This window comes from Flavobacterium sp. GSA192 (assembly GCF_006386525.1).
Classification (GTDB): Bacteria; Bacteroidota; Bacteroidia; order Flavobacteriales; family Flavobacteriaceae; genus Flavobacterium; species Flavobacterium commune.
In genome coordinates, this window is record NZ_VAHC01000005.1 from 203,373 (window position 1) to 227,175 (window position 23,803).

Here is a 23,803-nt window from a genome sequence, read left to right on the forward strand (position 1 = left end):
AGGTTTAATTTGTGGTTAAAAGTGCTTCGATTTTTTTTACTGCATGGTGGTAAGAGGCTTTTAGCGCGCCCACTGATGTCCCCAGAATCTCTGAGATTTCTTCGTATTTTAATTCTTCAAAATATTTCATTTTAAATACTAATTGTTGTTTTTCTGGAAGTGTTGCAATGGCTTTGTGCAACGCAATCTGGATGTCGTTTCCATCAAAATAGACATCTGCTTTAAGATTGTCGATTGCCTTGTTTTGTAATGTTTCGGACGAAATTCCGCTTTTTTTGGCTTTTTGATTTAAAAAAGTCAAAGCTTCATTAGTAGCAATGCGGTACATCCAGGAAAATAATTTGCTTTCGCCTTTAAAGTTTTTAAGATTTTGAAAAACTTTGATAAAAGTGTTTTGTAAAACGTCGGCGGCATCATCATGATCTAAAACGATGTTTCGAATATGATTATACAAAGGTTTTTGATAGGTATGCAACAATTTTTGAAAAGCATCATTTTGCGTTTTCGGGTTTAACAATTGTTGTATGAATTCCTTTTCGTCCAGCAAGTTTTTTATTGGGTTAGATACAATAAGTTACCATAAGGTTTAATTAGTAAAAAAAGATTTTTTAAAATTCAGATTCTTCTTCCGGTTTTGGGTGAGATTCTACCGGAGGAATTTCGTTTGTTTCAGCTGGCTTGTAAGTTTGCACCGGAGGAATTACTTTTGGTACAATAGGGATATAAACTTCAGTAAGCCATTTGGATGGGTTTTTGATTTCGTTTTTCCCCGAAGCATAAATTTCTAAATGTGAAAAAACAGGATTTGGAGTTAATTTATTCTGATTCAGATAATTTTCTGTTTTAGCATAAGCTGTTTTTAAGTGCGAATAGTCTCCTGTTAAACTGGTTTTAGCAGCTTCAAATGCATCCAGTTTTCCAGCTACAATATCACTTCCTGCACTTAAAAATATAGCGTCTTTAATACTTATACCAATTGTAATTTTAGCAAGCCCTTTTGCTGTATCATAAGTGTGGTAAAGGATAAAAGGTTTTCCGTTGATAACAATATTATTTTTTTCGCAAAAAGTAGTCAGCTTAGGAATTACAATTTTGAAGTTTTTGTTTATTTTGACTAGTTCACTGGTAAAAGTTTGTCCAATATAGTTCATAATTGGTTTTTTAACCACACCGTTGTTAACAGTCGAAAAAGTATTGATTTCGTAATCTAGTGCTTTGTCAAGATTAGCCAAACTTTTTTCGTAAATAGTCCCGATAATTTTATCTGCACCACCATTTAAAGCAGAATAAATTTTAAAGAAAAAGCTCATTTTTCCTTTGGTTTTCCAGGTTACTTTTGTACCACCAATAGTATCTTTAAAATTCCAGTAAACAGTCGAATGAGTCCCTTCAAATTTCATGCTTTGTACGATGCTGTCATTTTCTAGTACTCTGATAGTACGCATTTCTCCAACACCGTCTTTTCCTTCCCAGTTAAAAGAAGCTCCCTTGCCAATAGTATTTTGTGGGTAGTTTATTTTTATTTCCGGATCTTCGGATGTCCATGAACCAAAATCACTCCAGTTTCTATAATCATTAACATAATTATAAACGGATGTTTTAGGAGAATTAATAATCTTACTTCTTTCTACAAGGAAATCCCCTTTTTGTGTAGCAACGAATATAGATGATGCGACTAAACTAAGTAAAAACAGAAGAAAGATATATTTTAAAATTCTCATAATAAATTGATTATTTTCTGTTGTAAAGTTAGAAATTTTATCAATATCCGAAGCTATGAGCGTAAAAATTATAAAAAAAGGTCTTTAGCTGCTAAAAATGAAAAGAATTGTTGAATTTTTCCTAATTGAACTTTAAGCTTGAATAAGAAAAAATACAGCCGAGAAGTGTAGTTTTTTGGATAACTTGTTGTTTTTGTGTATGTTGTGTTTTTTGTTGTTCTTAGTGAAGTTTAAGATTCCTGATGTGAAATGATTCGATTAATGTTTGAAGAATATTTTTATCAGAAATAAAATTCCAATGAAAATAAAGAAACCAATTAAGATTTTATAATTTCCTTTGTAAAATACTTTGTGTGTTTTGATGTCTTTTCGATAAGAAAAAATCATAACAATAATAAAAGCTATTAAAAAACAGACCGCAAATACTAATTGACCTTGGCTAAACATAATTTAAAAAATTTATTGCAAAAATAGTCAAATGTTTAGGATTAGTTACTAATTTGCGTTTCATTTAATCAATAATAATTATGCAAAAGCAAATCGATTCGGTAAAAGAATTTCATACAGCATTTGGAATAGGACACAGTGAAAATCCTATTGCCGATTTAGGGGAAACAAAAAATACGCTTCGTTACCATTTGATGAAAGAAGAAAACGAAGAATATCTGGAAGCGGTTAAAAACAATGATTTAGTTGAAATTGCAGATGCTTTGGGAGACATGATGTATATTTTGTGCGGAACAATTATTGAACATGGACTTCAGGACAAAATAGAAGCTGTTTTTGATGAAATTCAAAGAAGTAATATGAGTAAGCTGGGAGAGGATGGAAAACCTATTTATCGTGAAGACGGAAAAGTAATGAAAGGTCCTAATTATTTTAAACCCGATTTCTCTAAAATATTGAGTGATTTTTAAGTGGATTTTTCACGCTTTGGGGACGTGGAAAAGGAAAATTTAGGTTTAAAATTAATCTAAACACTATATAATAAAAAAGGCGATTTTCGAATTTGAAAATCGCCTTTTTCTATATTCAAAATGTATGAAATTATATTTTTACAGTCCAGCCAAAAGTATCTTCAGCTAATTTGTGTTGGATGTTTGTTAATTTCTCTTTCAATTGCAATGCGATAGAATTTTCTATTTTAGGTAATTCAAAATATTCGTCTTTGTATGCAAATCCTTTTATAGGGCTTACTACAGCAGCTGTTCCTGCACCGAAAATTTCTTTTAAGCTACCATTTTTAACTCCTTCAATTAATTCGTCAACAAGAATTGAACGAACTTCAATGTTGATTCCTTCTCTTTTTGCCATGTCAATAAGGCTTTTTCTGGTAACTCCGTCTAAGATTCTTTCGCTTGTAGGAGCAGTAATCAAAGTATCGTTGATTCTAAAAAACACATTCATTGTTCCGGCTTCTTCCAGTTTGGTATGCGTTGCGTCATCAGTCCAGATAACTTGTTGGTAACCTTCCTGATTGGCTAAAGTAGTAGGATAGAATTGTCCTGCGTAGTTACCACCGGTTTTTGCAGCACCAATACCACCATTAGCTGCTCTACTGTAGTGCTCAGCAATAAGTACCTTAACTTCTCCTGAATAATAAGCTTTTGCAGGAGATAAGATAATCATGAATTTATATTCGTCAGAAGGATTAGCAACAACACCAAAACCAGTCGCAATCATAAAAGGACGGATGTAAAGCGTGTTTCCTAAACCTTTTTTAATCCAGGCTTCATCTAATTTCAATAATTGGTTAAGACCTTCCATGAATAATTGTTCAGGAACTTCAGGCATTGCCATTCTAACGGCTGAACTGTTAAAACGTTTTATGTTTTCATCAGGTCTAAAAAGCCAAATAGCATCATTATCATCTTTGTAGGCTTTCATTCCTTCAAAAATAGTTTGTCCGTAATGAAAAACTCTCGATGAAGGATCCATCAGGAATGGAGCATAAGGTTTAATAGTTGGGTTTTGCCATTCTCCATTTTTATAATCACATTCAAATAAATGATCAGTGAATACAGAACCAAAGGTTAAGTTGTCAAAATCTACTTCGTTAATTTTTGTATTAGGTGCTTTTATAATTTCAATTTTGTTGGCTTGAGTTGTACTCATAATAATATGTTTTTTTATTTTTTTGAATGTATAAATGAAGCTTAAGTATAAAATTTCACTTTATGATGAACTAAACTTTGATTCCTGCAAAATTAAATAAAAAAGGACAAAATACTTGTCAAAATTTTAATAATTGTTACTATTGAATAGGATTTTCGTATATTCAAAAAAAAACTAAAAAAAAGACAATCATTTCTATCAAATATGCAATAAATCAAAGGAATTTGGACTTGAGTATGGCACTTTTTGAGTAAATTTGGTTGCTGTTTAAAGCAGATTCAAAAAATAGTTAAGAAAATTGAAAAGAGAAATTATACAAACTCAAGATGGTTCGACAACGATTCATTTAGAGGAATGGAATGAAAGTTATCATTCCAAACACGGTGCCATTCAGGAAGCCAAACATGTTTTTATTAAAAACGGACTTTCGTTATTTAAAAATAAAAAGCTATCTATTTTAGAAATAGGTTTTGGTACCGGATTAAATACGTTTATTAGTTTCTTAGAAGCTCAAAAAATGAATCAAATTATTGATTATCTGGGAGTAGAAGCTTATCCGGTTGCTGCTGAGGAAATTTTAGCAATGAATTATGTTGATGAATTAGATGCCGGAGAGCAATTAGCGGTATTTGAGAAAATGCACCAATCGGCTTGGAATGAAAAAATAGTTTTGGATAATCATTTTTCATTAACTAAAAGGCAACAATTTTTTCAGGATATTGATGATGTGGCACAGTTTGATTTGATTTATTTTGATGCTTTTGGGTATCGGGTGCAACCCGAATTGTGGAGTACAGCTATTTTTCAAAAAATGTATGATGCCCTTAAAGAAAATGGTGTTTTAGTGACTTATGCGGCCAGAGGAGTAGTCAAGCGAAGTATGATAGAAGTAGGTTTCAGAGTAGAAAAGTTAGAAGGACCTCCGGGGAAAAGAGAGATGTTTAGAGCTTTTAAATAAATTTTGAATAAAAAACAGCTTTTTGAAATTTAACATAATAATTTTTTAAAAATACCGTTAAATAGATGTAAAGTATATTTTTAATTCTTAATTTTACAAAGCCTTGAATTAATGTTTAATCATTAAAGTTAATCTATTATGACCAAAATAATGTTTGATTATACAAAATCGATATTAGAAAGAGTTAGTTTTGATCCGGTACTCTTTTGTAAAGAACTGGAAAAAGCGGTAAAAACACTTCTACCTTATGAGTTGGAACAGTTAAAAGAGTGGCTGATGTCTTTCATAATAGAGAAACCAGAGTTAAAACCATCTTTAGTGATAGTAAATATTTGAATAAAAAAGGAATCTGAAATGATTCCTTTTTTTATGAAATAAACTTTGTTTTTCTAAAATTATGAGACTTACTAAAGTAGTTTTGTTTTTGTAAGTTAAAAATTTCTAAATTTTTAAGAAAATGTAATTCATCGTTTTTTATGTGTTTTTTAACTGTTTTGGATTTGTGAGTTAAAGCCCGTTTTTTGTAAATTACAATACTTTAATATAGATAACTTTTAAAACTTTTAGATATGCCAAGAATGATATATGACTATACGAAATCGATACTGGAAAGAGTTAGTTTTGCACCTGATTTGTTTGTGAAAGAACTGAAAAAAGCAGTTCGAAATTTATTGCCACATGAGATTGAACATCTCCAAAAATGGCTTTTATATTACACAAAAGAAAAACCCGAATTGCAAAAGTGTCTTTTTGTAGTAGAGAGAAACTAAAATCATCAAATAGAGTCAGGATACCTGACTCTATTTTTTTTGAAGCGGACTTATAATTTGTACATTTTGGAAAACGATAGCTCCTTTTACAACTCCCGCTATAGTGCTTCTTAATGCTTCAATAATTTGGATTTTTAATTCACTCTTTGGATAAATAAGGCTGACTTCTCTGGCGGGTTTAGGTTCTGTAAAATGACGCAGTTTTACTTTGTCGGATTCTTTTAAGTCTAAAGTGTGTAAATAAGGTAAAAGTGTGGTTCCTAACCCTTCATCGGCAAGTTTTATTAAGGTTTCAAAACTTCCGCTTTCTATTTGAAAATGATTTCCTTCGCTTCTTGTGTTGTTTTTGCAAAGATTTAAAATACCGTCTCTAAAACAATGTCCATCCTGTAATAAAAGAATTTCATCAAGATTTAAGTCTTCGACTTCAATTTCCTTTTTTTGAAAATTATGATGATTTTCAGGAATATAAGCTACAAATGGTTCAAAGTATAGTACAATTTCTTTGATTTTTTCTTCCATCAACGGTGTAGCGGCAATGGCTGCGTCTAAATGACCATTATTTAATTTGGTAATAATTTCTTCGGTATTTAACTCCTCAATAATGAGTTTTACTTTTGGATGTTTTTTGATAAAATTATTTAAAAACATAGGTAATAAAGTGGGCATAATAGTAGGGATGATGCCCAGTCTGAATTCGCCACCTATGAAGCCTTTTTGTTGTTCAACAATATCCTGAATTCTATCAGCTTCGTTAACAATATTTTTTGCCTGATTTACTATTTTTTGACCAATATCCGTTAGTTGGATGGGTTTTTTAGTTCGGTCGAAAATTTGAATATTTAATTCTTCTTCAATTTTTTGAATTTGCATACTCAGGGTAGGTTGAGTTACAAAACATTTTTCGGCAGCCAGTGTGAAGTTTTTGTGTTCGGCTACAGCCAAAACATATTTAAGTTGGGTAATAGTCATGGATAGAATTTTTTGATGCAAATATAAAAACAATCAATTTGTTTGATAGTAAAAAAATCTTTTTTATCAGTTTTTTTTAAGTGCAGAACAGTATGAATTGCGTCTTTTGTTTGTTTAATTCTCTGAAAGTAAGATTGTTATATTAGTTTTGTTGGTTTTTTGTTTGTTGTTGTTAATTTTTTTTAAAAAAACATTGGTTTTTTTAAAATTTATATTTTTTTAGGTTTATTTTTGTTTATATGAAATCAATAGCACTTTTATTTTTATTTGTATTCATAGCTTTTCTATCAACTCCTACCGTTGTGAAGTTGATAGAAAAGTCAACTGATGTTGCTGTTTTTTATAGTTTGTCTGACGAAGAACACGTAAAAAAAGAGACAAAACATTTAGTGTATATTGTAACTTCTAATCTAACTTTTAAGGTAAAAAAAACAGGACTTAGAAGTTTAATACTTTTTGAGAATTTGTCTAAACATGACAATGTTTTACGCTCTGTAGTTACACCTCCACCCGATAGGATATAATACTTTTATAAAAAAATTAGGATTGTACATACAGTTTGTTGTGGTACAATTTAATATAATTTATTCATTAGTATTATGACAAAAAAAACCAATCTTTTTGCCAACCTTAAATCTGATTTTGCATCTGGTTTAGTGGTTTTCTTGGTAGCCTTACCATTGTGTTTAGGTATTGCAATGGCTTCGGGGGCACCATTATTTTCGGGTATTATTGCTGGCGTTATAGGAGGAATTGTGGTTGGCTATTTAAGTCAATCTCATATTAGTGTTACCGGGCCGGCGGCTGGATTAACAGCAATTGTATTAACGGCAATAACTAATTTGGGAGCTTTTGATATTTTCTTGACAGCTGTTTTTATTGCCGGTTTTATTCAATTAGCGTTAGGTTTTCTTAAAGCAGGGAGTATATCTAATTATTTTCCAACTAATGTAATTGAAGGAATGCTTGCGGGTATTGGAATTATTATTATTCTAAAACAGCTTCCACATGCTTTTGGCTATGATGCCGATTTTGAAGGAGATCAATCCTTTGCTCAAGTTGATGGAAATAATACGCTGTCTTCATTATTTCAGATTTTCGATCATTTTCATTTAGGAGCAATAATTGTAAGTTTGTTTTCATTGGCAATACTTATTTCCTGGGACAAAGTGGCTTTTTTAAAGAAATTCAAACTAGTTCCCGGAGCATTAATAGCTGTAATTTTTGGTATTGCTTTGAACCAGATTTTTATCAATTCAGGAAGTTCATTAGCTATTACTAAAGAGCATTTAGTGTCTTTGCCTATACCTGAATCATTAGAGGATTTTAAGGCAATTATTGTAGTTCCTAATTTTTCGCAAATTATCAATCCTGATGTTTGGACTGTAGCTGTAACAATTGCTATTGTGGCATCAGTTGAGACTTTATTGTGTATTGAGGCTTCCGACAGATTGGATCAGCAAAAACGATATACTAATACCAATGTCGAGTTAAAAGCCCAAGGAGTAGGAAATATAGTAAGTTCTCTTTTGGGAGGATTACCCATGACATCGGTAGTGGTTCGTTCTTCGGCAAATAGTAATGCAGGAGCCAAATCAAAAATGTCAACCATAATCCATGGGGTATTTTTATTATTGAGCGTTTTAATTATTCCCGCAATTTTAAATAAAATTCCATTGGCTACATTAGCTACAATTTTAATCTTAGTCGGCTACCGATTAGCCAAACCGGCTACAATTAAACATTTCTGGGAAAAAGGAAAATATCAATTTGTTCCTTTTATAGCGACGATGGTTGCTGTTGTAGTGACTGATTTGTTAAAAGGAGTAATGCTGGGAATTATTATTAGTGTGATTTTTGTTTTAAAAGGAAATCTAAAAAAAGCATACAGTTTCAAAAAAGAAGAATACGAAGACGGAGATATTATTCATATAGACTTAGCACAGGAAGTTTCTTTTTTAAATAAGGCCGCCATTAAGCAAACATTAAATGATATTCCTGAAAATTCAAGAGTTATTATTAATGCTCATGATACAGAGTATATTGCTCATGATGTTTTGGATTTAATTCGTGAGTTTAAAGAAATACGAGCTCATGATCAAAATATCAAAGTAAAATTGAAAGGTTTTAAAAAGGCCTATCAGTTAGAGAATACGGATGAAGTTTCAAATCATGTAACAATTGAGCATTATTATGATGTAGCAAAACGAATGATGGTTAAAAGAGAAGTTTTTTAAAACAATAAAGAATAAACCTGAGTATTACTGAAACAAAGTTAAATAGAGTAAATTAAAAATAGTATGGTTGATTTTTATAAAAAAATATTAGATAATAATAAAGAATGGGTCGTAAAATCATTAGAGAAAGATCCTAACTATTTTGCAGATTTAGCCAAAGGGCAAACACCACCATTGTTGTGGATAGGATGTTCTGACAGTCGTGTGCCGGCAAATGAGATTATTGGAGCTAAGCCGGGAGAGGTTTTTGTACATCGAAATATTGCTAATATGGTTGTACATACCGATATGAACATGCTAAGTGTTTTGGATTATGCTGTGAATGTTTTAAAAGTAAAACACGTAATTGTTTGTGGACATTATGGTTGTGGAGGTATAAAAGCAGCTATGGGAAATCAGTCTATCGGGATTATTGATAATTGGATTCGACATATTAAAGATGTGTATCGTATGCACAATGTTTATTTGGATTCTATTCAAGATGAAACGGAGCGTTTTAACACCTTTGTAGAAATAAATGCTAAAGAGCAGGTTTTTGATTTAGCCAAAACATCGATTGTACAAAATGCCTGGAAAAACGGTCAGGATTTAACTCTGCACGGTTGGGTTTATGGTTTGAATTCCGGTTTTGTTACCGATTTAGAAGTGAATATTAGTTCAAATAAAGAATTGGATGAAGTTTATCAATTGAATTTATAAGTAAAAAATCGCCTCAAATGGCGATTTTTTTATTCATTATCTAAATTTTCATTAAAAGCAGAAGGGAGTAATTTTGGGATAAATTTTATCAGGATTGGAAGCAGTAAACTTCCACCGGGAAGTAAAAAAATAGTTAGCGAGGGTATCGTTTTACAAATATCCAATAGCTGTTTTTTTACTTTCTTTTTTTCTTTTTCGTCTAAATCTCTTCTTGTAGAATAAGCTAATAAAATCATTAATTCTTTACTTTGAATAATTTCTTTGAGTAGCCTGTTTTTATTACGACTAATTAATGTGATTACACTTTGTGTGGTTTGATCGTAAAAATGTTTTACCGGATTTGAATAATTAAAATAAGGAATTTCTTTTTTGTATTTAGTTATAAAAAGATCCGTATTTTGGATACTTTCAGATACGAAATCAGCTTGTATTTTGATGTTTTCGGCTAATTTATGTAAAAAATAAATCTCTTCATTTTCAATCTCGCCATCACTCCATAATGCCATTCCTGCCATATCAAGGAGATAATATTTTTCTAAATCAGAATTGAAGTAGTCCAAATTTAACTCGTCAATATTTTGGGTATTAATTTTAGAAAATTTGCTGTAACGTACTGAAGCTTCAAAGAGTTTGATTAATAAATCGTCATAATTTGATTTATTAGTCTTAATTTTTAGTGCCAATGTAACCACACTAATTACTGCTTCTTCAATTTTTTTTAGGTATTTCTCCGGGATTTTTCCATTAATCAAATATTGTCTAAAAGCTAAAATATCGATAAAAAGCAGTGCATTAGTTACAATATGAGAGAAGTTTTTATTTATAATGTCCACATTGGTTTGAACTCGGGTATCAATGATTCTCTCCAAGTTTAAAGAAGGAGCACCGTTAGGCAAAACTTTTTTGAACAAATTAAATCCCTGCGGATGCAAATCATCATAGAAATCCAGACATTTTTTGATAAAAGTATTCGAATCTACTTCCTTAGTGGTTAATCCGTAAATATGATACAGGGTATTTAATAAGGCAACTTTAGGGATTTCATTTTGAACCCAGCCTTTGGTGTCAACAAATACAGGTGTTTCAAACGAAATAATATGACCGTATATAAAACCGGTAGCTCTGGTTTTTTTATAAAATAAATCAGTATCCATGAAAACATGCTGTTTCGTGAATTCCTGCTTGATAAAAAATTTATCAATCCAGCCAGGTGCCGAAGGATTTATCATATTCTTATTTTGATGCTACAAAGCTATGTTTTTTTCTAGTTTTGATGTTATTTAAAAATGAAAAAACCATCTTAATTTTGTTAAATTAAGATGGTTTTAATCGGTGTTGAAAGACTATTCTTTATTTTATAATCCCCGAACAAGCTACCCTAGCTCCGGCATTTCCTGCTGGTTGAGAAGTAAAATCATCCGTTCCATCATGAACAATTAAACCTTTTCCTAATATGTCTTTAGTTTGATCGCCACAACCAATACACCATTCGTCGGTAGTCAAAGTGATTTTTCCGTTTCCTTTTTCATCAGCAGTGAAATTTCCAATATCTCCTTTGTGATATTCGCCAACTCCCCATTTTCCATGTTTTTTAAAGGTTGGATTCCAATGTCCTCCCGCCGAACTTCCATCAGCTGCCGAACAATCTGATTTTTCATGGATGTGAATAGCGTGAATTCCGGGTTTTAATCCTGATATTTTAGCTTCGAAAGTTACTTTGCCGTTTTTTTCAACAAAAGTAGCTGTTCCAGCAACACTGCTGTTGCTTTTAGCTTCGAATGCAATATTTAATTTTTTAGTATCAGCCGATTTATTTTGGGGTTTACACCCAACAAAAGCTGCACTAATAGCTAGTGTAAAAAGAATGAATTTTTTCATGATTTTGTAGAATAGTATTTAAACTATAAAAATACTATAAAAAGCATCGAAAATCAAAGTTAAATAACATTCTATTTTGATTTTTCCCCAACAAAATGGTTGGTTGGCGATTTAAATAAAATATTGAAGGACGTTAAACTACCGTAGATTCTGGTGATGTATTGTTGCAGTTCTATTTTTTCTATTTCTTCCAGATTACTCGAATTTACTTTTTGTTCCATTACACGTAAACGGTCTCTAACCATTACTATTTTATGGAAAAAAGTGTCAATCGGAATTTCTTTCGAAGCTAAACCTGCCTGACCGGGTTCTAAAATTAGTTTCCCGCCTTTCCATTTGTCGCCTATAGGAACAATTTCGGAAACATCAGACCATTTTTTCAGAAGATTACGTAAAGTGGTTTCTACTTCAGAGAAACTTATAGTATCAACTTCGTTTTCGGCGGCTTCAATGATTTCAAATGTGTCATTTAATGGAATTGTTTCTAATCCGTTTTCTATAAATGTGACCCAATAAGCGGTTGATGAAACATTGGTAATTACTCCTTTTCCGTATTGTGGATGTGCAATTCGGGATCCTATTCCTAATATTTTCATATGTCTTTGTTTTTATCTAAAATAGGAACAATTTTTGTGATTTCAAATAATCATTTATATTGATTGAAGTATTTTATTTAATCCATTTGTATTATTTTTATTCCAGTTTAAGTTGTTGTTTATCAAGGATTCATTTGTTGTAATTTAAAAAATAAAATTATGAAAACACATAAAATAGCTGTTTTGATCTTGCTTTGTTTTAATATTTTGATTGGATTTTCTCAGGAAAAAACGAGAAGACAATTAAGAAGCGAAAAGAATTTAGAAAAGCAAACAGCAATAGAAAAATTGATTGAAGCTAAAGAATTTCAATTTGTAGCCCGAAATTCGAATTCACAAACTTTTAGAATGATTGATTTGAGTATTATTCCCAATTTTGTCAAATTCAACCCCGATTTTATTAAAAGTGAAATGCCTTTTTTTGGAAGAGGATTTAGTGGATTAGGTTATGGAGGTAGTGATACAGGGCTTAAATTTGAAGGAAAACCGGAAAGATTTTTAATCAGTAAAGTAAAGAAAGGTTATCAAATAGATGTGACTGTAAAAGGACAGCAAGATTTGTTTAATATGACATTATTTGTTTCTTTTCAGGGAAGTAGCACACTAACGATTATTAGTAATAATAGAGAATCTATTTCTTATTTTGGAGAAATTTCAGCTATTGAGAAAGAGAATAAATAGGGTTTGTCAGACAAAAAAACCGTCCGTTTTTTGAAAACGAGACGGTTTTTTTATGCTTGATTTAGCTAAAAACAATATTTGTTTTCGGCAATAATTTTAGCACTAATAGTTCTTCTGATTTCGACAATGTTTGGCATATTAGTGTATTTGGTATAACGTCTCAATCCCATTAACATCATGCGTTGTTCATCGCCTTCGGCAAAAGAGATAATGCTTTCTTTTCCTTTTTGTGTGACAATATCTACGGCTTTATATAAATACAATTTTGCCATCGCAATTTGTTCTTTGATATTGGCTTCACCTTCTTTTTTTGCCAATTTTTCAGTTCTCAGAATACAAGATTCAGCCATGTAAATTTCGATTAGAATATCTGCGGAAGCGATCAATAATTGTTGGTGTTCGTCTAAATCAGGGCCGTATTTTTGGACAGCACCACCGGCTACCATCAAGAAGGCTTTTTTCAATTTGCTGATCATTTCTTTCTCTTCAGAAAATAATTCAGAATAATCAGGAGTTTCAAATGACGGAATGCCCATTAAGTCTTCCTGTACTTTTGAAGCCGGACCTAATAAATCAACATGACCTTTCATGGCCTTTTTAATCAGCATTCCTACTGAAAGCATTCGGTTGATTTCGTTGGTTCCTTCGTAAATTCGGGTAATTCTCGCATCACGCCAGGCACTTTCCATTGGGGTATCTTCTGAGAATCCCATTCCTCCAAATATTTGAATTCCTTCGTCAGAACAATTTTGGATATCTTCAGAAACGGCTACTTTTAGAATAGCACATTCTATGGCAAATTCTTCCACGCCTTTTAATTCGGCTTCCTGATGTGGAGCGCCTTCGCTTTCGCGAATGGAAATTCGTTCTTCTATACTTTTGGCAGCTCTGTAGACAGCGCTTTCACCGGCATAACAGCTGGTTGCCATTTCGGCTAATTTGTATCGAATGGCGCCAAATTTAGAAATAGGAACATTAAATTGGATTCTTTCATTCGAATATTTAGCAGATCCAGTAATGATTCTTCGTTGTGAATCCAAACAGGCTGCCGCCAATTTAATACGTCCAACATTCAGCGCGTTCATAGCGATTTTGAAACCATTTCCTCTTTCAGAAAGCATATTTTCTACAGGAACTTTGGTTTCGTTAAAGAATACCTGTCTTGTTGATGAAGCACGAATTCCTAATTTATGCTCTTCTTCATTGGTGGAAATTCCGTTTTCAGGATTGTTTTCGACAATGAAACCGGTAATGTTTTTATCATCTTCAATTCGGGCAAAAACAATAAAAAGCGAACAAAATCCGGCATTGGTAATCCACATTTTTTGTCCTGTGATTTTGTAATGTGTACCATCTTCAGATAAAACAGCCTTTGTTTTTCCTGAATTAGCATCACTTCCAGCTCCGGGTTCGGTAAGGCAATAAGCGCCAAACCACTCACCGGAAGCCAGTTTTGGAACATATTTTTGTTTTTGTTCTTCTGTTCCGTATAAGGTGATTGGCAATGTTCCAATTCCGGTATGCGCCCCAAAAGCACTTGAAAAGGATCCAGTTGCCCCTGAAATGTAATCGCAAACTAAAACCGTATCGACAAATCCCATTCCCATTCCGCCATAGGCTTCCGGAACAGAAATGCTCAAAAGTCCCAGTTCAGCGGCTTTGTGCATACATTCAACAGTAAATGCAAAGTCTCTTTTTTCAAAGCGATCTTTGTTAGGCCAAAGTTCTTTGTCAACAAATTCTTTGACCATGTCGCGCATCATTCTTTGTTCTTCAGAGAAATCTTCCGGAATAAAAATGTCTTCGCATTTTGTTTCTTTAACTAAAAACTGACCACCACGAGTCACATTTTTTTCGATTGTATCTGCCATAGTCTATATTTTTTGTATGTTTTTAATTTATTGATTATTCTAAATCTTGTTATTTGGATGAAAGAAAGAATACTTTTGTCTATAATATTTCGTAAATCCCCGCAGCTCCTTGTCCTGTTCCTACGCACATAGTTACCATCCCATATTTATTGCCACGGCGTTTCATTTCGTCGAATAACTGAACGGATAATTTGGCTCCCGTACAACCTAGAGGATGTCCTAATGCAATGGCACCTCCGTTGACATTTACAATATCAGGATTCAGCCCCAATTCTCTAATTACAGCCAAGGATTGAGAAGCAAAAGCTTCGTTTAATTCAATTAAATCAATGTCTTTCAAGTGTAATCCCGCTTGTTTTAATGCTTTTGGAATGGCTTTTACTGGACCAATTCCCATAATTCTTGGTTCTACTCCAGCTGATGCGTAGTTTACCAATCGCGCTATAGGTGTTAGGTTTAATTCTTTAACGAGTTCTTCACTCATGATTAAAACAAAGGCAGCCCCATCACTCATTTGAGATGAAGTTCCTGCTGTAACACTTCCATCAGCGGCAAAAACGGGTTTTAATTTCGCTAATGCCTCTAGCGAAGTATCAGCTCTCGGTCCTTCGTCTTTATTGACGACATAAGATTTTGTTTCTTTTTTGCCATCAGCATTAACAAAAGTTTGTTCGATAGTAATAGGAACAATTTGGTTATCAAATTTGCCTTCAGCCTGTGCTTTCAATGCTTTTTGATGCGAATGATAACCAAATAAATCCTGATCTTCTCTGGAGATATTGAATTGTTTAGCAACGGCTTCGGCTGTTAGTCCCATTCCCCAATAATAATCTTCGTGACCTGCTTTGGCAACGGCATAATCTGGTGTTGGTCGATAACCACCCATTGGAATAAAACTCATACTTTCGGCGCCACCAGCAATAATACAATCCGCCATTCCTGATTGAATTCGGGCAGTTGCCATTCCGATAGTTTCTATACCTGAAGCACAATATCTATTAACTGTTACGCCTGGAACATCATTAATTTCTAATCCCATTAAAGAGATTAATCGTCCAAAATTCAATCCTTGTTCGGCTTCTGGCATCGCATTTCCTACCATGACATCATCAATGCGTTTTTTGTCGAAATCAGGCAATTCATTCATCATATGCTGAATGGTTTCTGCTGCCAATTCATCAGGACGTTTGAAACGGAATACACCTTTTGGGGCTTTTCCAACTGCTGTTCTGTATGCTTTTACTATATAGGCTGTTTTCATGGATAAAAAGTATTAAGATTGTAGTATTAAGTATTAAGACTACCAATCAATGTCATTATTGTTTTTTTAGAGATTTTTGAAGTGCAAAATTCATATTGCTGATTTCTACTAATTCATTTATTATAGGTGAAACTTTTTCTTCATCTATTAATTCTAGACGTTTTGAAATTATTAATTGAGTAATTAATTCGTAAGTTGAACCATTTGCAATTCCTAAGAAATGGGCAAATTCATTGTTTGAATTTCTTCCTGATCCTTCAGCAATATTTGAAGGAATAGAAACGGCACATTTTTTAATTTGATGTGTTAAGTTGAATCTTTCATCAATGGGTAATTCTGAAGTGACTTTATAAACATCTACAGTAATGTCTATTGCTTTTTGCCAAATCTTTAATTTTTCAAATTGATGCATGGTAATTCTTTTTTGTCTTGATACTTAATACTCAAATCTTAATTCCTCAATGGTTTCCCCGCTTTTAACATATATTGAATGCGTTCCAATGTTTTTCTTTCAGTACAAAGAGACAAAAAAGCTTCTCTTTCTAAATCTAATAGATACTGTTCGGATACCAATGTCGGTTCGGATAAATCGCCACCAGCCATAACATAAGCCAGTTTGTTTGCAATTTTTTTATCGTGTTCTGAGATGTATTTTCCAGCAAGCATTTGGTCGGTTCCCACTAAGAACATACCCAGAGCCTGTTTTCCTAATACTTTAATATCATTTCGACGAATCGGTTGGGTATAGCCAGCTTCTGCCATTAACAGTGCGTGTTTTTTAGCTTCAGCAATTTGACGGTCTTTGTTCACTACAATAATATCCTTTCCGTGTTGTAATAAACCGGTATCAAAGGCTTCATATCCTGAAGTCGATACTTTTGCCATGGCAATGGTCAAGAAATATTCCTGTAATGTATTGAGTTCAACATCGTTTTTTCTAAACAAATCAGAAGCACGTAAAGTCATTTCTTTTGAACCACCACCTCCGGGAATGACACCAACACCAAATTCCACCAATCCCATATAAGTTTCAGCAGCTGCAACCACTTTGTCGGCATGAAGGCTCATTTCGCAACCGCCACCAAAAGTCATTCCGTGCGGTGCAACAACTACCGGAATAGAAGAGTAGCGAACACGCATCATGGTGTCCTGAAACATTTTGATGGCCATATTCAATTCGTCATATTCCTGTTCTACCGCCATCATGAATATCATTCCGATATTGGCACCCACTGAAAAATTAGCAGCTTGATTTCCAATAACTAATCCTGAATATTCTTTTTCGGCTAAATCAATTCCTTTATTGATTGCTTGCAATACATCACCGCCAATGGTATTCATTTTTGATTTGAATTCAATATTCAAAATTCCGTCACCCAAATCTTCAATGATAGCGCCACTGTTGCTCCAGACTTTTTTGCTTTCGCGAATATTATTCAGAATGATAAAGGCGTCTTGTCCGGGAACTTTAGTTTGTGATTTTGTTGTAATATCGTAGAAATAAGTAGCGCCTTCTTTTACAGTATAAAAACTACTGTTTCCCGAAGCCAACATCTCATTTACCCATGCAGCAGGAGTGTGTCCTTCGGCTTTTATTAGTTCGAATCCTTTTAAAACTCCTATAGCATCCCAAATTTCGAATGGACCATTTTCCCAGCCAAAACCCGCTTTCATCGCATCGTCAATTTTGTATAATTCGTCCGAGATTTCAGGAACTCTATTGGAAACATAAGCAAATAAGGCAGAGAAGCTTTTTCTGTAAAATTCTCCTGCTTTGTCTTGACCTTTTATTAAAACTTTAAAACGATCAATAGGTTTTTCGATAGTTTTTGTGAGTTCTAAAGTGGCAAACGAAGCTTTTTTGGCAGCGCGATATTCCAAGGTATTTAAATCTAATGAAAGAATATCTTTGTCTACTTTTTTGTAAAAACCTTGTGCTGTTTTACTTCCAAACCATTTGTTCTCGACCATTTTAGTGATGAATTCTGGGAGTTTAAATAACTTATGAGCTTCATCATTTGGGCAGTTTTCATAAATTCCATTGGCAACATGCACCAAAGTATCTAAACCTACCACATCAACCGTTCTAAAAGTAGCTGATTTAGGTCGTCCAATAACAGGTCCTGTTAATTTGTCTACTTCTTCAATAGTCAAATTCATTTCTTTGACCAAATGAAACAAACTTTGGATTCCGAAAACTCCAATGCGATTTCCAATAAAAGCAGGAGTGTCTTTGGCTACAACCGAAGTTTTTCCCAGGAATTTTTCTCCGTAATTATTCAAAAAATCCAATACTTCAGTTGAAGTTTTTGGTCCTGGAATAATTTCGAATAATTTTAAGTAACGCGCAGGGTTAAAAAAGTGAGTTCCGCAGAAGTGTTTCTGAAAATCTTCACTTCTGCCTTCACTCATAAAATGAATAGGAATACCTGAAGTATTGGATGTCACTAAAGTACCTGCAGTTCTGTATTGATCGATTTGTTCGAAAACCAATTTTTTGATGTCCAAACGTTCCACCACAACCTCGATAATCCAATCTACAGAAGTGATTTTTGCCATATCATCGGTTGTGTTACCTGTGGTGATTCTGCTGGCAAATTTCTGACTGTAAATAGGCGATGGTTTTGATTTTAGCGAATTAGCTAAATGTTCATTAACAATTCGATTTCTAACAGCCTTACTTTCCAGAGTGAGTCCTTTTTCACTTTCAATTTCAGTAAGCTCTTTTGGGATAATATCCAAAAGCAATACTTCGACACCAATGTTGGCAAAATGACAAGCAATCCCTGAACCCATGATTCCTGAACCAATTACGGCAACTTTTTTAATTGTGCGTTTCATACTTTGTTATTATTTATTTTTATCTGAAGATAATGCTGTTAATCTTTTTTCGATTTAGCGATTTCGTTTTCAGATTGGTTAAATATTTCTTTCTCTTGTATTAATCTGTTGATGGTTTCAGCGACTTCTATAAAGTTATCCCATTTTTCATCAGAGATGTGTTTTTTGATGCTATCGTTAAACTGAATGACAGTGCTTTTTGATAAGGCTCTTTTTTCTTTACCATAATCGGTCAGGTAAATTAATACACCCCGACCGTCATTGGGATTTTTCTTTTTAATGATTAATCCTTTTTCTTCCATCGATTTCAAAGTGCGCGTCAGGCTGGTGGCTTCCATTCCCATTTTAGGACCTAAAGCTGTCGATGGTGTTCCTTTTTCTTTGTCGATACTTAATAATGCAAATCCAGTTGCCATTGTGGCACCATATTTAGCAGCTTCTTCATTGTACATTCTGGAAACGGTCTGCCAAGTTGCTCTTAAGATGTAATCTATTGTTTTGTTTTTCATGTGGCAAGCTTATTAAGTTTCTCTTAAAAAGGAAATCTATTTTTTACCATAATCGTTTTATTTTAAAATAAAAATTATGATATTAGCAGAGCTGTTGTTTCAAATGTAATAAAAAATAGTATGCGTGCATAATAAAAAACAGTTGTTTTTTTGTTAAAAAAATAATTGAAGTTAAAAAAAGAGCTTGTTTCGAATTTATGAAACAAGCTCTTATTATGTATTGCAGAAATGAATAGGATTTTCTAAAAACTATATATCTTTTGGTATAAATCCTGATATTTTTCCAGTATGTTTTTGCGTTTTAATTTGAGTGTTGGAGTCAATTCACCGCCATCAATAGACCAAACATTAGGAGTGAGTTCAAAACGTTTGATTTGTTCCCAGTGACCAAATTTAGTGTTGATGGTATCTACTTCCTGTTGGATGCGGGCAATAACTTTTTCGTTAGAAACAATTGCCTGATTTGTTTTTTCAAGATCAATTTTGTTTTTCACTGCCCAGTCGTATACAAAGTCAAAATTAGGTTGGATAAAAGCCCCTGGCATTTTTTGGCCTTCGCCAATAACCATAATTTGTTCTATAAAACGGGATTGTTTCATGGTGTTTTCAATAAGCTGAGGCGCAATGTATTTTCCTCCCGAAGTTTTGAACATTTCTTTTTTACGGTCGGTGATTTTTAAGAAACCATCCTGATCCATATTTCCAATGTCTCCTGTATGGAAATAACCATCTGTGATAACTTCGTTAGTTAGCGTTTCGTTTTTGTAGTAGCCCATCATTACATTAGGACCTTTGCAAAGAATTTCTCCGTCTTCGGCAATTTTTACTTCTACATTATCGATTACTTTTCCAACAGTTCCAATTCGGAAACCAAAATTTCTCATATCGTTTACGGCAATTACTGGAGAAGTTTCGGTTAGTCCATAGCCTTCCATAACAGGAATTCCTGCTGCCGCAAAAATTCGGGATAATCGGGTTTGTAAAGCGGCACTACCTGAAACCATTACTTCAAGCCTGCCACCAAGGCCTTCCTGCCATTTGCTGAAAATGAGTTTTCGGGCAATTTTAAGTTGGAATTCGTACCAAAATCCATTCGCTCCATAAGGTTCGTATCGCAATCCTAAATCGATAGCCCAGAAGAATAATTTTCTTTTAATTCCGCTTAGTTCGGCTCCTTTAGCATAAATTTTATCATATACTTTTTCGATTAATCTAGGAACAGCAGTAATTACGTTAGGTTGTACTTCTTTAATGTTTTCGCCAATTTTTTCTATGGATTCTCCAAAATAGATCGATACGCCATAATATTGGTATAAATACAAAACCATTCTTTCGAAAATATGGCAAATAGGTAAAAAGCTCAATGCACGACTCGCTCCTGCTTTGAAAGGAATTCTGGGAGCACTGCCTAAAACATTCGATACAATATTTTGGTGCGAAAGCATCACTCCTTTAGGATTTCCGGTTGTACCCGAAGTATAAATAATAGTTGCTAAATCTTCGGTTTTGATACTGTTTTTTCGAGCTTCTACTTCCTCTTGATTGCTTTCGTCTTCGCCAAGTACTGTTAATTCATTCCAATTTTTGCAATTGACAATAGTATTAAAACTGTAAATTTCCTTAAGATGGGGTAATTTGTTTTTAACAGAGTTTATTTTTTTGAATAGTTCTTCGTCAGAAACAAAGCAATAACTAGCCTCGCTATGATTCAGGATATATTGGTAATCCTGTTCAGAAATAGTAGGATAGATAGGGACTGTTTGTGCACCGGTTTGCAAAACACCAATATCAACAATATGCCATTCGGGCCTGTTATTAGAAGAAATGATGGCAATTTTATCGTCTTTTTTTATCCCCATTCGCAATAGTGCTCTGGAAATACTATTGGCTTTGGTAATATATTCTTGTGTCGAAATCTTTTCCCACACACCGTTTTGCTTTGAAGCTAAAGCGTCAGGAATTGAAGTAAACTCATCTTGTTGATGGTACGGAAAATCAAAAATTCGGGTGATTGAGGTCATGGTTATCGTTTTGGAATCCTAATGCAAAATATAAAAAAATAATCGAAGTTTTGTTGTTTAAAGTCTAAAATAAATGTGTTAAGTTTAATTTAATATGCTGAAAATAACAGTTTCTTTAATTGACTAATTTTTAGTTGATGAGTTTATTTATGTGTTTTTAACTATTTGATATTGAGGAGTTCATTTTTGTGTATTATTTTTTACTAATTTAAGGGTTCTTTTTTAGAGATGGTTATTGGGTATTTGTGTATAGTTTTTATCTATCGAAAAACATATTTCAATAAATTAATCATCGCTAAATTAGCATTGCAACTTTTAAAAAATAAAAAAATAAATAATTATGGAAAACACAAACAATTCAAACGGTGCGAGTAAATGTCCATTTTCAGGAAGTGCTCCAAAGCAAAGTGCAGGTAAGGGAACACAAAACCATAATTGGTGGCCTAATCAGTTAAAAGTTGATATTTTGCGTCAGCATTCATCAAAATCTAATCCAATGGATGAAGAATTTGATTATGTAGCAGCATTCAATTCATTGGATTTAGAAGCTGTGAAAAAAGATCTTCATGCTTTAATGACTGATTCTCAGGATTGGTGGCCAGCAGATTTTGGACATTATGGGCCATTTTTTATTCGTATGGCATGGCATAGTGCCGGTACCTATCGTGTACAGGACGGGCGTGGTGGTGCGGGTTCAGGACAGCAGCGTTTTGCTCCATTAAATTCATGGCCGGATAATGTATCTTTAGATAAGGCACGTCGTTTGATTTGGCCAATAAAACAAAAATATGGTAATAAGATTTCCTGGGCTGATTTAATGATCCTTACCGGAAATGTTGCTTTAGAATCTATGGGATTCAAAACATTGGGTTTTGCTGGTGGACGTGCTGATGTTTGGGAACCGGATATGGATGTATATTGGGGGTCTGAAAAAGTCTGGTTAGGTGGAGATATCCGCTATGCACATGGTTCTCATGGAGTAGATGGAGATGGGGTTGTTGCTTCGGATGATGATGCAGATGGAAAAGTTCATTCTCGTAGTTTAGAAAATCCTTTGGCTGCTGTTCAAATGGGATTAATTTATGTAAATCCAGAAGGACCAGACGGAAATCCGGATCCGGTTTTAGCAGCTCATGATATTAGAGATACTTTTGCCCGTATGGCAATGAATGATGAGGAAACGGTGGCATTAATTGCCGGTGGGCATACCTTTGGTAAAGCTCACGGAGCAGCTTCTACAGAACATGTGGGTAAAGAACCTGAAGCTTCGGGAATTGAAGAGCAGGGTTTTGGGTGGAATAATAGTTATGGATCAGGGAAAGGTGGGGATACCATCAGTTCAGGTCTCGAAGTTACCTGGACCAGTAAACCAACAGAATGGACCAACTTATATTTCGAATACTTATTAGATTTCGATTGGGAATTAACAAAAAGTCCTGCTGGTGCCCATCAATGGGTGGCAACAAATGTTGGTGCGATTACTCCAGATGCACACGATCCAAACAAAATGCATCAACCAACGATGCTGACAACCGATTTATCTTTACGGTTTGATCCTGAATACGCAAAAATATCAAAAAGATTTCGCGAAAATCCAGATCAATTTGCGGATGCTTTCGCAAAAGCCTGGTTCAAATTAACACACCGTGATATGGGGCCTCTTTCGCGATATTTAGGCCCAGATGTTCCTCAAGAAGTGTTTACATGGCAAGATCCTGTTCCAGCAGTAGATCATGAATTAATAAATGCTAATGATATAGAGATTTTAAAATCCCAAATTTCCGGATTAGGATTTTCAGTTTCAGAATTAGTGACTACAGCCTGGGCTTCGGCATCTACTTTTAGAGGTTCTGATAAACGTGGTGGTGCAAACGGTGCTCGCATTCGATTAGAACCACAAAAAAATTGGACAGTAAATAATCCGGTTCAACTAAATAAAGTTTTAACGGCTTTAGAAAATATTCAAAGTAAATTTAATACTGCAAATGTATCTAAGAAAGTATCTATTGCGGATTTAATTGTATTAGCGGGTAATGTGGCTGTAGAAAAAGCTGCTGCTGCTGCAGGAACAAATGTAACGGTACCATTTACAGCTGGTCGTACAGATGCTACTCAAGAACAAACAGATGTTGAATCGGTAGGGTATTTAGAACCTGTTGCTGATGGATTTAGAAATTACAGAAAAAACAAAAGTGCAGTTTCGACAGAAGAATTATTAATTGATAAAGCACAATTGTTAACCTTAACAGCTCCTGAACTCACTGTTTTAATTGGTGGATTGAGAGTTTTAGATACTAATTTTGATGGTTCTAAAAATGGTGTGCTAACAAATCGTCCAGGATATTTAACAACAGATTTCTTTGTTAATTTATTAGATATGGGAACAGCCTGGAAAGCAATGGATGAAAGTAAAGAAATTTATATTGGAACAGACCGTAAAACGGGTCAGCCAAAATGGACTGGAACTCGTGTGGATTTAGTATTTGGTTCTAACTCTGAGTTGAGAGCTATTGCTGAAGTATATGCAAGTGCTGATGCTCATAATAAATTTGTGAAAGATTTTGTGGCTGCCTGGAACAAAGTCATGAATTTAGACCGTTTTGATTTACTTTAGTTATTAATTTTTGTAAAAGACAAAATCCCGTATCGCTATTTTGAAACGATGCGGGATTT

At 33.7% G+C, this 23,803-nt stretch carries 23 protein-coding genes; 9 read left to right on the forward strand and 14 right to left on the reverse strand.

Annotated features, from left to right (window positions below; all coding sequences use genetic code 11):
- Window positions 1-4: 4 nt before the first annotated feature.
- The 3 genes from FDM27_RS11825 to FDM27_RS16205 form a co-directional block, all read right to left on the reverse strand.
- The gene (locus FDM27_RS11825; protein ID WP_140486724.1) at window positions 5-547 is read right to left on the reverse strand and encodes an RNA polymerase sigma factor; all 543 of its coding nucleotides are present in this window, start codon (window positions 545-547) and stop codon (window positions 5-7) included.
- A 61-nt stretch (window positions 548-608) separates the two neighbouring features.
- On the reverse strand, window positions 609-1,721 hold the full coding sequence (locus FDM27_RS11830) for an SRPBCC family protein (protein WP_071183482.1): 1,113 nt from the start codon (window positions 1,719-1,721) through the stop codon (window positions 609-611).
- Window positions 1,722-1,979: 258 nt separating this feature from the next.
- A complete protein-coding gene (locus tag FDM27_RS16205) occupies window positions 1,980-2,168 on the reverse strand; it encodes a hypothetical protein (RefSeq protein ID WP_071183481.1) in 189 nt (62 codons plus the stop codon).
- Between the two features lie 80 nt (window positions 2,169-2,248).
- Here FDM27_RS16205 and FDM27_RS11840 point away from each other — a divergent pair, with 80 nt between their 5' ends.
- Window positions 2,249-2,638, forward strand: a complete 390-nt coding sequence (locus FDM27_RS11840) for a nucleoside triphosphate pyrophosphohydrolase family protein (RefSeq protein ID WP_140486726.1) — start codon at window positions 2,249-2,251, stop codon at window positions 2,636-2,638.
- Between the two features lie 130 nt (window positions 2,639-2,768).
- Here the strand turns inward: FDM27_RS11840 and FDM27_RS11845 are convergent, their stop codons facing one another.
- Entirely contained in the window at window positions 2,769-3,836 is a 1,068-nt protein-coding gene (locus FDM27_RS11845; RefSeq protein WP_071183479.1) for a branched-chain amino acid aminotransferase, read from the reverse strand.
- A 298-nt stretch (window positions 3,837-4,134) separates the two neighbouring features.
- On the opposite strand from FDM27_RS11845, the gene mnmD reads away from it, so the two are divergent.
- From mnmD to FDM27_RS11860, 3 genes are all read left to right on the forward strand, one after another.
- Window positions 4,135-4,794: a tRNA (5-methylaminomethyl-2-thiouridine)(34)-methyltransferase MnmD gene (mnmD, locus tag FDM27_RS11850; protein ID WP_140486728.1), complete on the forward strand. Its 660-nt coding sequence runs from the start codon at window positions 4,135-4,137 to the stop codon at window positions 4,792-4,794.
- A 138-nt stretch (window positions 4,795-4,932) separates the two neighbouring features.
- Window positions 4,933-5,130, forward strand: coding sequence for a hypothetical protein (locus FDM27_RS11855; protein WP_071183477.1), 198 nt, complete (start codon window positions 4,933-4,935; stop codon window positions 5,128-5,130).
- A 233-nt stretch (window positions 5,131-5,363) separates the two neighbouring features.
- Window positions 5,364-5,564: a hypothetical protein gene (locus FDM27_RS11860; protein WP_071183476.1), complete on the forward strand. Its 201-nt coding sequence runs from the start codon at window positions 5,364-5,366 to the stop codon at window positions 5,562-5,564.
- Between the two features lie 30 nt (window positions 5,565-5,594).
- Here FDM27_RS11860 and FDM27_RS11865 read toward each other — a convergent pair whose 3' ends face one another.
- A complete protein-coding gene (locus FDM27_RS11865; RefSeq protein WP_071183475.1) occupies window positions 5,595-6,536 on the reverse strand; it encodes a LysR substrate-binding domain-containing protein in 942 nt (313 codons plus the stop codon).
- Between the two features lie 239 nt (window positions 6,537-6,775).
- Between FDM27_RS11865 and FDM27_RS11870 the strand changes: the two genes are divergently transcribed.
- The 3 genes from FDM27_RS11870 (at window position 6,776) to can (ending at window position 9,472) form a co-directional block, all read left to right on the forward strand.
- Window positions 6,776-7,060: a hypothetical protein gene (locus FDM27_RS11870; RefSeq protein ID WP_071183474.1), complete on the forward strand. Its 285-nt coding sequence runs from the start codon at window positions 6,776-6,778 to the stop codon at window positions 7,058-7,060.
- Between the two features lie 75 nt (window positions 7,061-7,135).
- Complete coding sequence (locus FDM27_RS11875) at window positions 7,136-8,773, forward strand: SulP family inorganic anion transporter (protein WP_140486730.1); 1,638 nt, start codon at window positions 7,136-7,138, stop codon at window positions 8,771-8,773.
- Window positions 8,774-8,836: 63 nt separating this feature from the next.
- Window positions 8,837-9,472 carry a carbonate dehydratase gene (gene can, locus FDM27_RS11880; RefSeq protein WP_071183472.1) on the forward strand — a complete coding sequence of 212 codons (636 nt, stop codon included), beginning with the start codon at window positions 8,837-8,839 and terminating at the stop codon, window positions 9,470-9,472.
- A 29-nt stretch (window positions 9,473-9,501) separates the two neighbouring features.
- Here the strand turns inward: can and FDM27_RS11885 are convergent, their stop codons facing one another.
- The 3 genes from FDM27_RS11885 to FDM27_RS11895 form a co-directional block, all read right to left on the reverse strand.
- Window positions 9,502-10,701: an LETM1-related biofilm-associated protein gene (locus FDM27_RS11885; protein WP_071183471.1), complete on the reverse strand. Its 1,200-nt coding sequence runs from the start codon at window positions 10,699-10,701 to the stop codon at window positions 9,502-9,504.
- A 121-nt stretch (window positions 10,702-10,822) separates the two neighbouring features.
- Window positions 10,823-11,350 carry a superoxide dismutase family protein gene (locus tag FDM27_RS11890; RefSeq protein WP_140486733.1) on the reverse strand — a complete coding sequence of 176 codons (528 nt, stop codon included), beginning with the start codon at window positions 11,348-11,350 and terminating at the stop codon, window positions 10,823-10,825.
- 71 nt (window positions 11,351-11,421) lie between these two features.
- Complete coding sequence (locus tag FDM27_RS11895) at window positions 11,422-11,946, reverse strand: hypothetical protein (RefSeq protein ID WP_140486735.1); 525 nt, start codon at window positions 11,944-11,946, stop codon at window positions 11,422-11,424.
- A 159-nt stretch (window positions 11,947-12,105) separates the two neighbouring features.
- Here FDM27_RS11895 and FDM27_RS11900 point away from each other — a divergent pair, with 159 nt between their 5' ends.
- Complete coding sequence (locus tag FDM27_RS11900; protein ID WP_071183468.1) at window positions 12,106-12,627, forward strand: DUF4251 domain-containing protein; 522 nt, start codon at window positions 12,106-12,108, stop codon at window positions 12,625-12,627.
- 65 nt (window positions 12,628-12,692) lie between these two features.
- On the opposite strand, the gene FDM27_RS11905 is transcribed toward FDM27_RS11900, so the two are convergent.
- The 6 genes from FDM27_RS11905 to FDM27_RS11930 all read right to left on the reverse strand — a co-directional run bounded on the left by FDM27_RS11905 (window position 12,693) and on the right by FDM27_RS11930 (window position 21,130).
- Window positions 12,693-14,498, reverse strand: a complete 1,806-nt coding sequence (locus FDM27_RS11905; RefSeq protein WP_140486737.1) for an acyl-CoA dehydrogenase family protein — start codon at window positions 14,496-14,498, stop codon at window positions 12,693-12,695.
- A 79-nt stretch (window positions 14,499-14,577) separates the two neighbouring features.
- Window positions 14,578-15,759 carry an acetyl-CoA C-acyltransferase gene (locus FDM27_RS11910; protein ID WP_140486739.1) on the reverse strand — a complete coding sequence of 394 codons (1,182 nt, stop codon included), beginning with the start codon at window positions 15,757-15,759 and terminating at the stop codon, window positions 14,578-14,580.
- Between the two features lie 55 nt (window positions 15,760-15,814).
- Window positions 15,815-16,171, reverse strand: a complete 357-nt coding sequence (locus FDM27_RS11915; RefSeq protein WP_140486741.1) for a four helix bundle protein — start codon at window positions 16,169-16,171, stop codon at window positions 15,815-15,817.
- 38 nt (window positions 16,172-16,209) lie between these two features.
- Window positions 16,210-18,600: a 3-hydroxyacyl-CoA dehydrogenase/enoyl-CoA hydratase family protein gene (locus tag FDM27_RS11920; RefSeq protein WP_140486743.1), complete on the reverse strand. Its 2,391-nt coding sequence runs from the start codon at window positions 18,598-18,600 to the stop codon at window positions 16,210-16,212.
- 38 nt (window positions 18,601-18,638) lie between these two features.
- On the reverse strand, window positions 18,639-19,109 hold the full coding sequence (locus tag FDM27_RS11925; RefSeq protein ID WP_140486745.1) for a MarR family winged helix-turn-helix transcriptional regulator: 471 nt from the start codon (window positions 19,107-19,109) through the stop codon (window positions 18,639-18,641).
- 242 nt (window positions 19,110-19,351) lie between these two features.
- A complete protein-coding gene (locus FDM27_RS11930) occupies window positions 19,352-21,130 on the reverse strand; it encodes an AMP-dependent synthetase/ligase (protein WP_140486747.1) in 1,779 nt (592 codons plus the stop codon).
- 340 nt (window positions 21,131-21,470) lie between these two features.
- Here FDM27_RS11930 and katG point away from each other — a divergent pair, with 340 nt between their 5' ends.
- Complete coding sequence (gene katG, locus FDM27_RS11935; RefSeq protein ID WP_071183462.1) at window positions 21,471-23,744, forward strand: catalase/peroxidase HPI; 2,274 nt, start codon at window positions 21,471-21,473, stop codon at window positions 23,742-23,744.
- The last annotated feature ends 59 nt before the right edge of the window (window positions 23,745-23,803 follow it).

What these genes read in the sequence shown, in the direction of transcription:
- FDM27_RS11830 (WP_071183482.1), bottom strand. Translation starts at nt 1,721, where the DNA reads ATGAGAATTTTAAAATATATCTTTCTTCTGTTTTTACTTAGTTTAGTC.
- FDM27_RS16205 (WP_071183481.1), bottom strand. Translation starts at nt 2,168, where the DNA reads ATGTTTAGCCAAGGTCAATTAGTATTTGCGGTCTGTTTTTTAATAGCT.
- FDM27_RS11840 (WP_140486726.1), top strand. Translation starts at nt 2,249, where the DNA reads ATGCAAAAGCAAATCGATTCGGTAAAAGAATTTCATACAGCATTTGGA.
- FDM27_RS11845 (WP_071183479.1), bottom strand. Translation starts at nt 3,836, where the DNA reads ATGAGTACAACTCAAGCCAACAAAATTGAAATTATAAAAGCACCTAAT.
- FDM27_RS11855 (WP_071183477.1), top strand. Translation starts at nt 4,933, where the DNA reads ATGACCAAAATAATGTTTGATTATACAAAATCGATATTAGAAAGAGTT.
- FDM27_RS11860 (WP_071183476.1), top strand. Translation starts at nt 5,364, where the DNA reads ATGCCAAGAATGATATATGACTATACGAAATCGATACTGGAAAGAGTT.
- FDM27_RS11865 (WP_071183475.1), bottom strand. Translation starts at nt 6,536, where the DNA reads ATGACTATTACCCAACTTAAATATGTTTTGGCTGTAGCCGAACACAAA.
- FDM27_RS11870 (WP_071183474.1), top strand. Translation starts at nt 6,776, where the DNA reads ATGAAATCAATAGCACTTTTATTTTTATTTGTATTCATAGCTTTTCTA.
- FDM27_RS11875 (WP_140486730.1), top strand. Translation starts at nt 7,136, where the DNA reads ATGACAAAAAAAACCAATCTTTTTGCCAACCTTAAATCTGATTTTGCA.
- can (WP_071183472.1), top strand. Translation starts at nt 8,837, where the DNA reads ATGGTTGATTTTTATAAAAAAATATTAGATAATAATAAAGAATGGGTC.
- FDM27_RS11885 (WP_071183471.1), bottom strand. Translation starts at nt 10,701, where the DNA reads ATGATAAATCCTTCGGCACCTGGCTGGATTGATAAATTTTTTATCAAG.
- FDM27_RS11890 (WP_140486733.1), bottom strand. Translation starts at nt 11,350, where the DNA reads ATGAAAAAATTCATTCTTTTTACACTAGCTATTAGTGCAGCTTTTGTT.
- FDM27_RS11895 (WP_140486735.1), bottom strand. Translation starts at nt 11,946, where the DNA reads ATGAAAATATTAGGAATAGGATCCCGAATTGCACATCCACAATACGGA.
- FDM27_RS11900 (WP_071183468.1), top strand. Translation starts at nt 12,106, where the DNA reads ATGAAAACACATAAAATAGCTGTTTTGATCTTGCTTTGTTTTAATATT.
- FDM27_RS11905 (WP_140486737.1), bottom strand. Translation starts at nt 14,498, where the DNA reads ATGGCAGATACAATCGAAAAAAATGTGACTCGTGGTGGTCAGTTTTTA.
- FDM27_RS11910 (WP_140486739.1), bottom strand. Translation starts at nt 15,759, where the DNA reads ATGAAAACAGCCTATATAGTAAAAGCATACAGAACAGCAGTTGGAAAA.
- FDM27_RS11915 (WP_140486741.1), bottom strand. Translation starts at nt 16,171, where the DNA reads ATGCATCAATTTGAAAAATTAAAGATTTGGCAAAAAGCAATAGACATT.
- FDM27_RS11920 (WP_140486743.1), bottom strand. Translation starts at nt 18,600, where the DNA reads ATGAAACGCACAATTAAAAAAGTTGCCGTAATTGGTTCAGGAATCATG.
- FDM27_RS11925 (WP_140486745.1), bottom strand. Translation starts at nt 19,109, where the DNA reads ATGAAAAACAAAACAATAGATTACATCTTAAGAGCAACTTGGCAGACC.
- FDM27_RS11930 (WP_140486747.1), bottom strand. Translation starts at nt 21,130, where the DNA reads ATGACCTCAATCACCCGAATTTTTGATTTTCCGTACCATCAACAAGAT.
- katG (WP_071183462.1), top strand. Translation starts at nt 21,471, where the DNA reads ATGGAAAACACAAACAATTCAAACGGTGCGAGTAAATGTCCATTTTCA.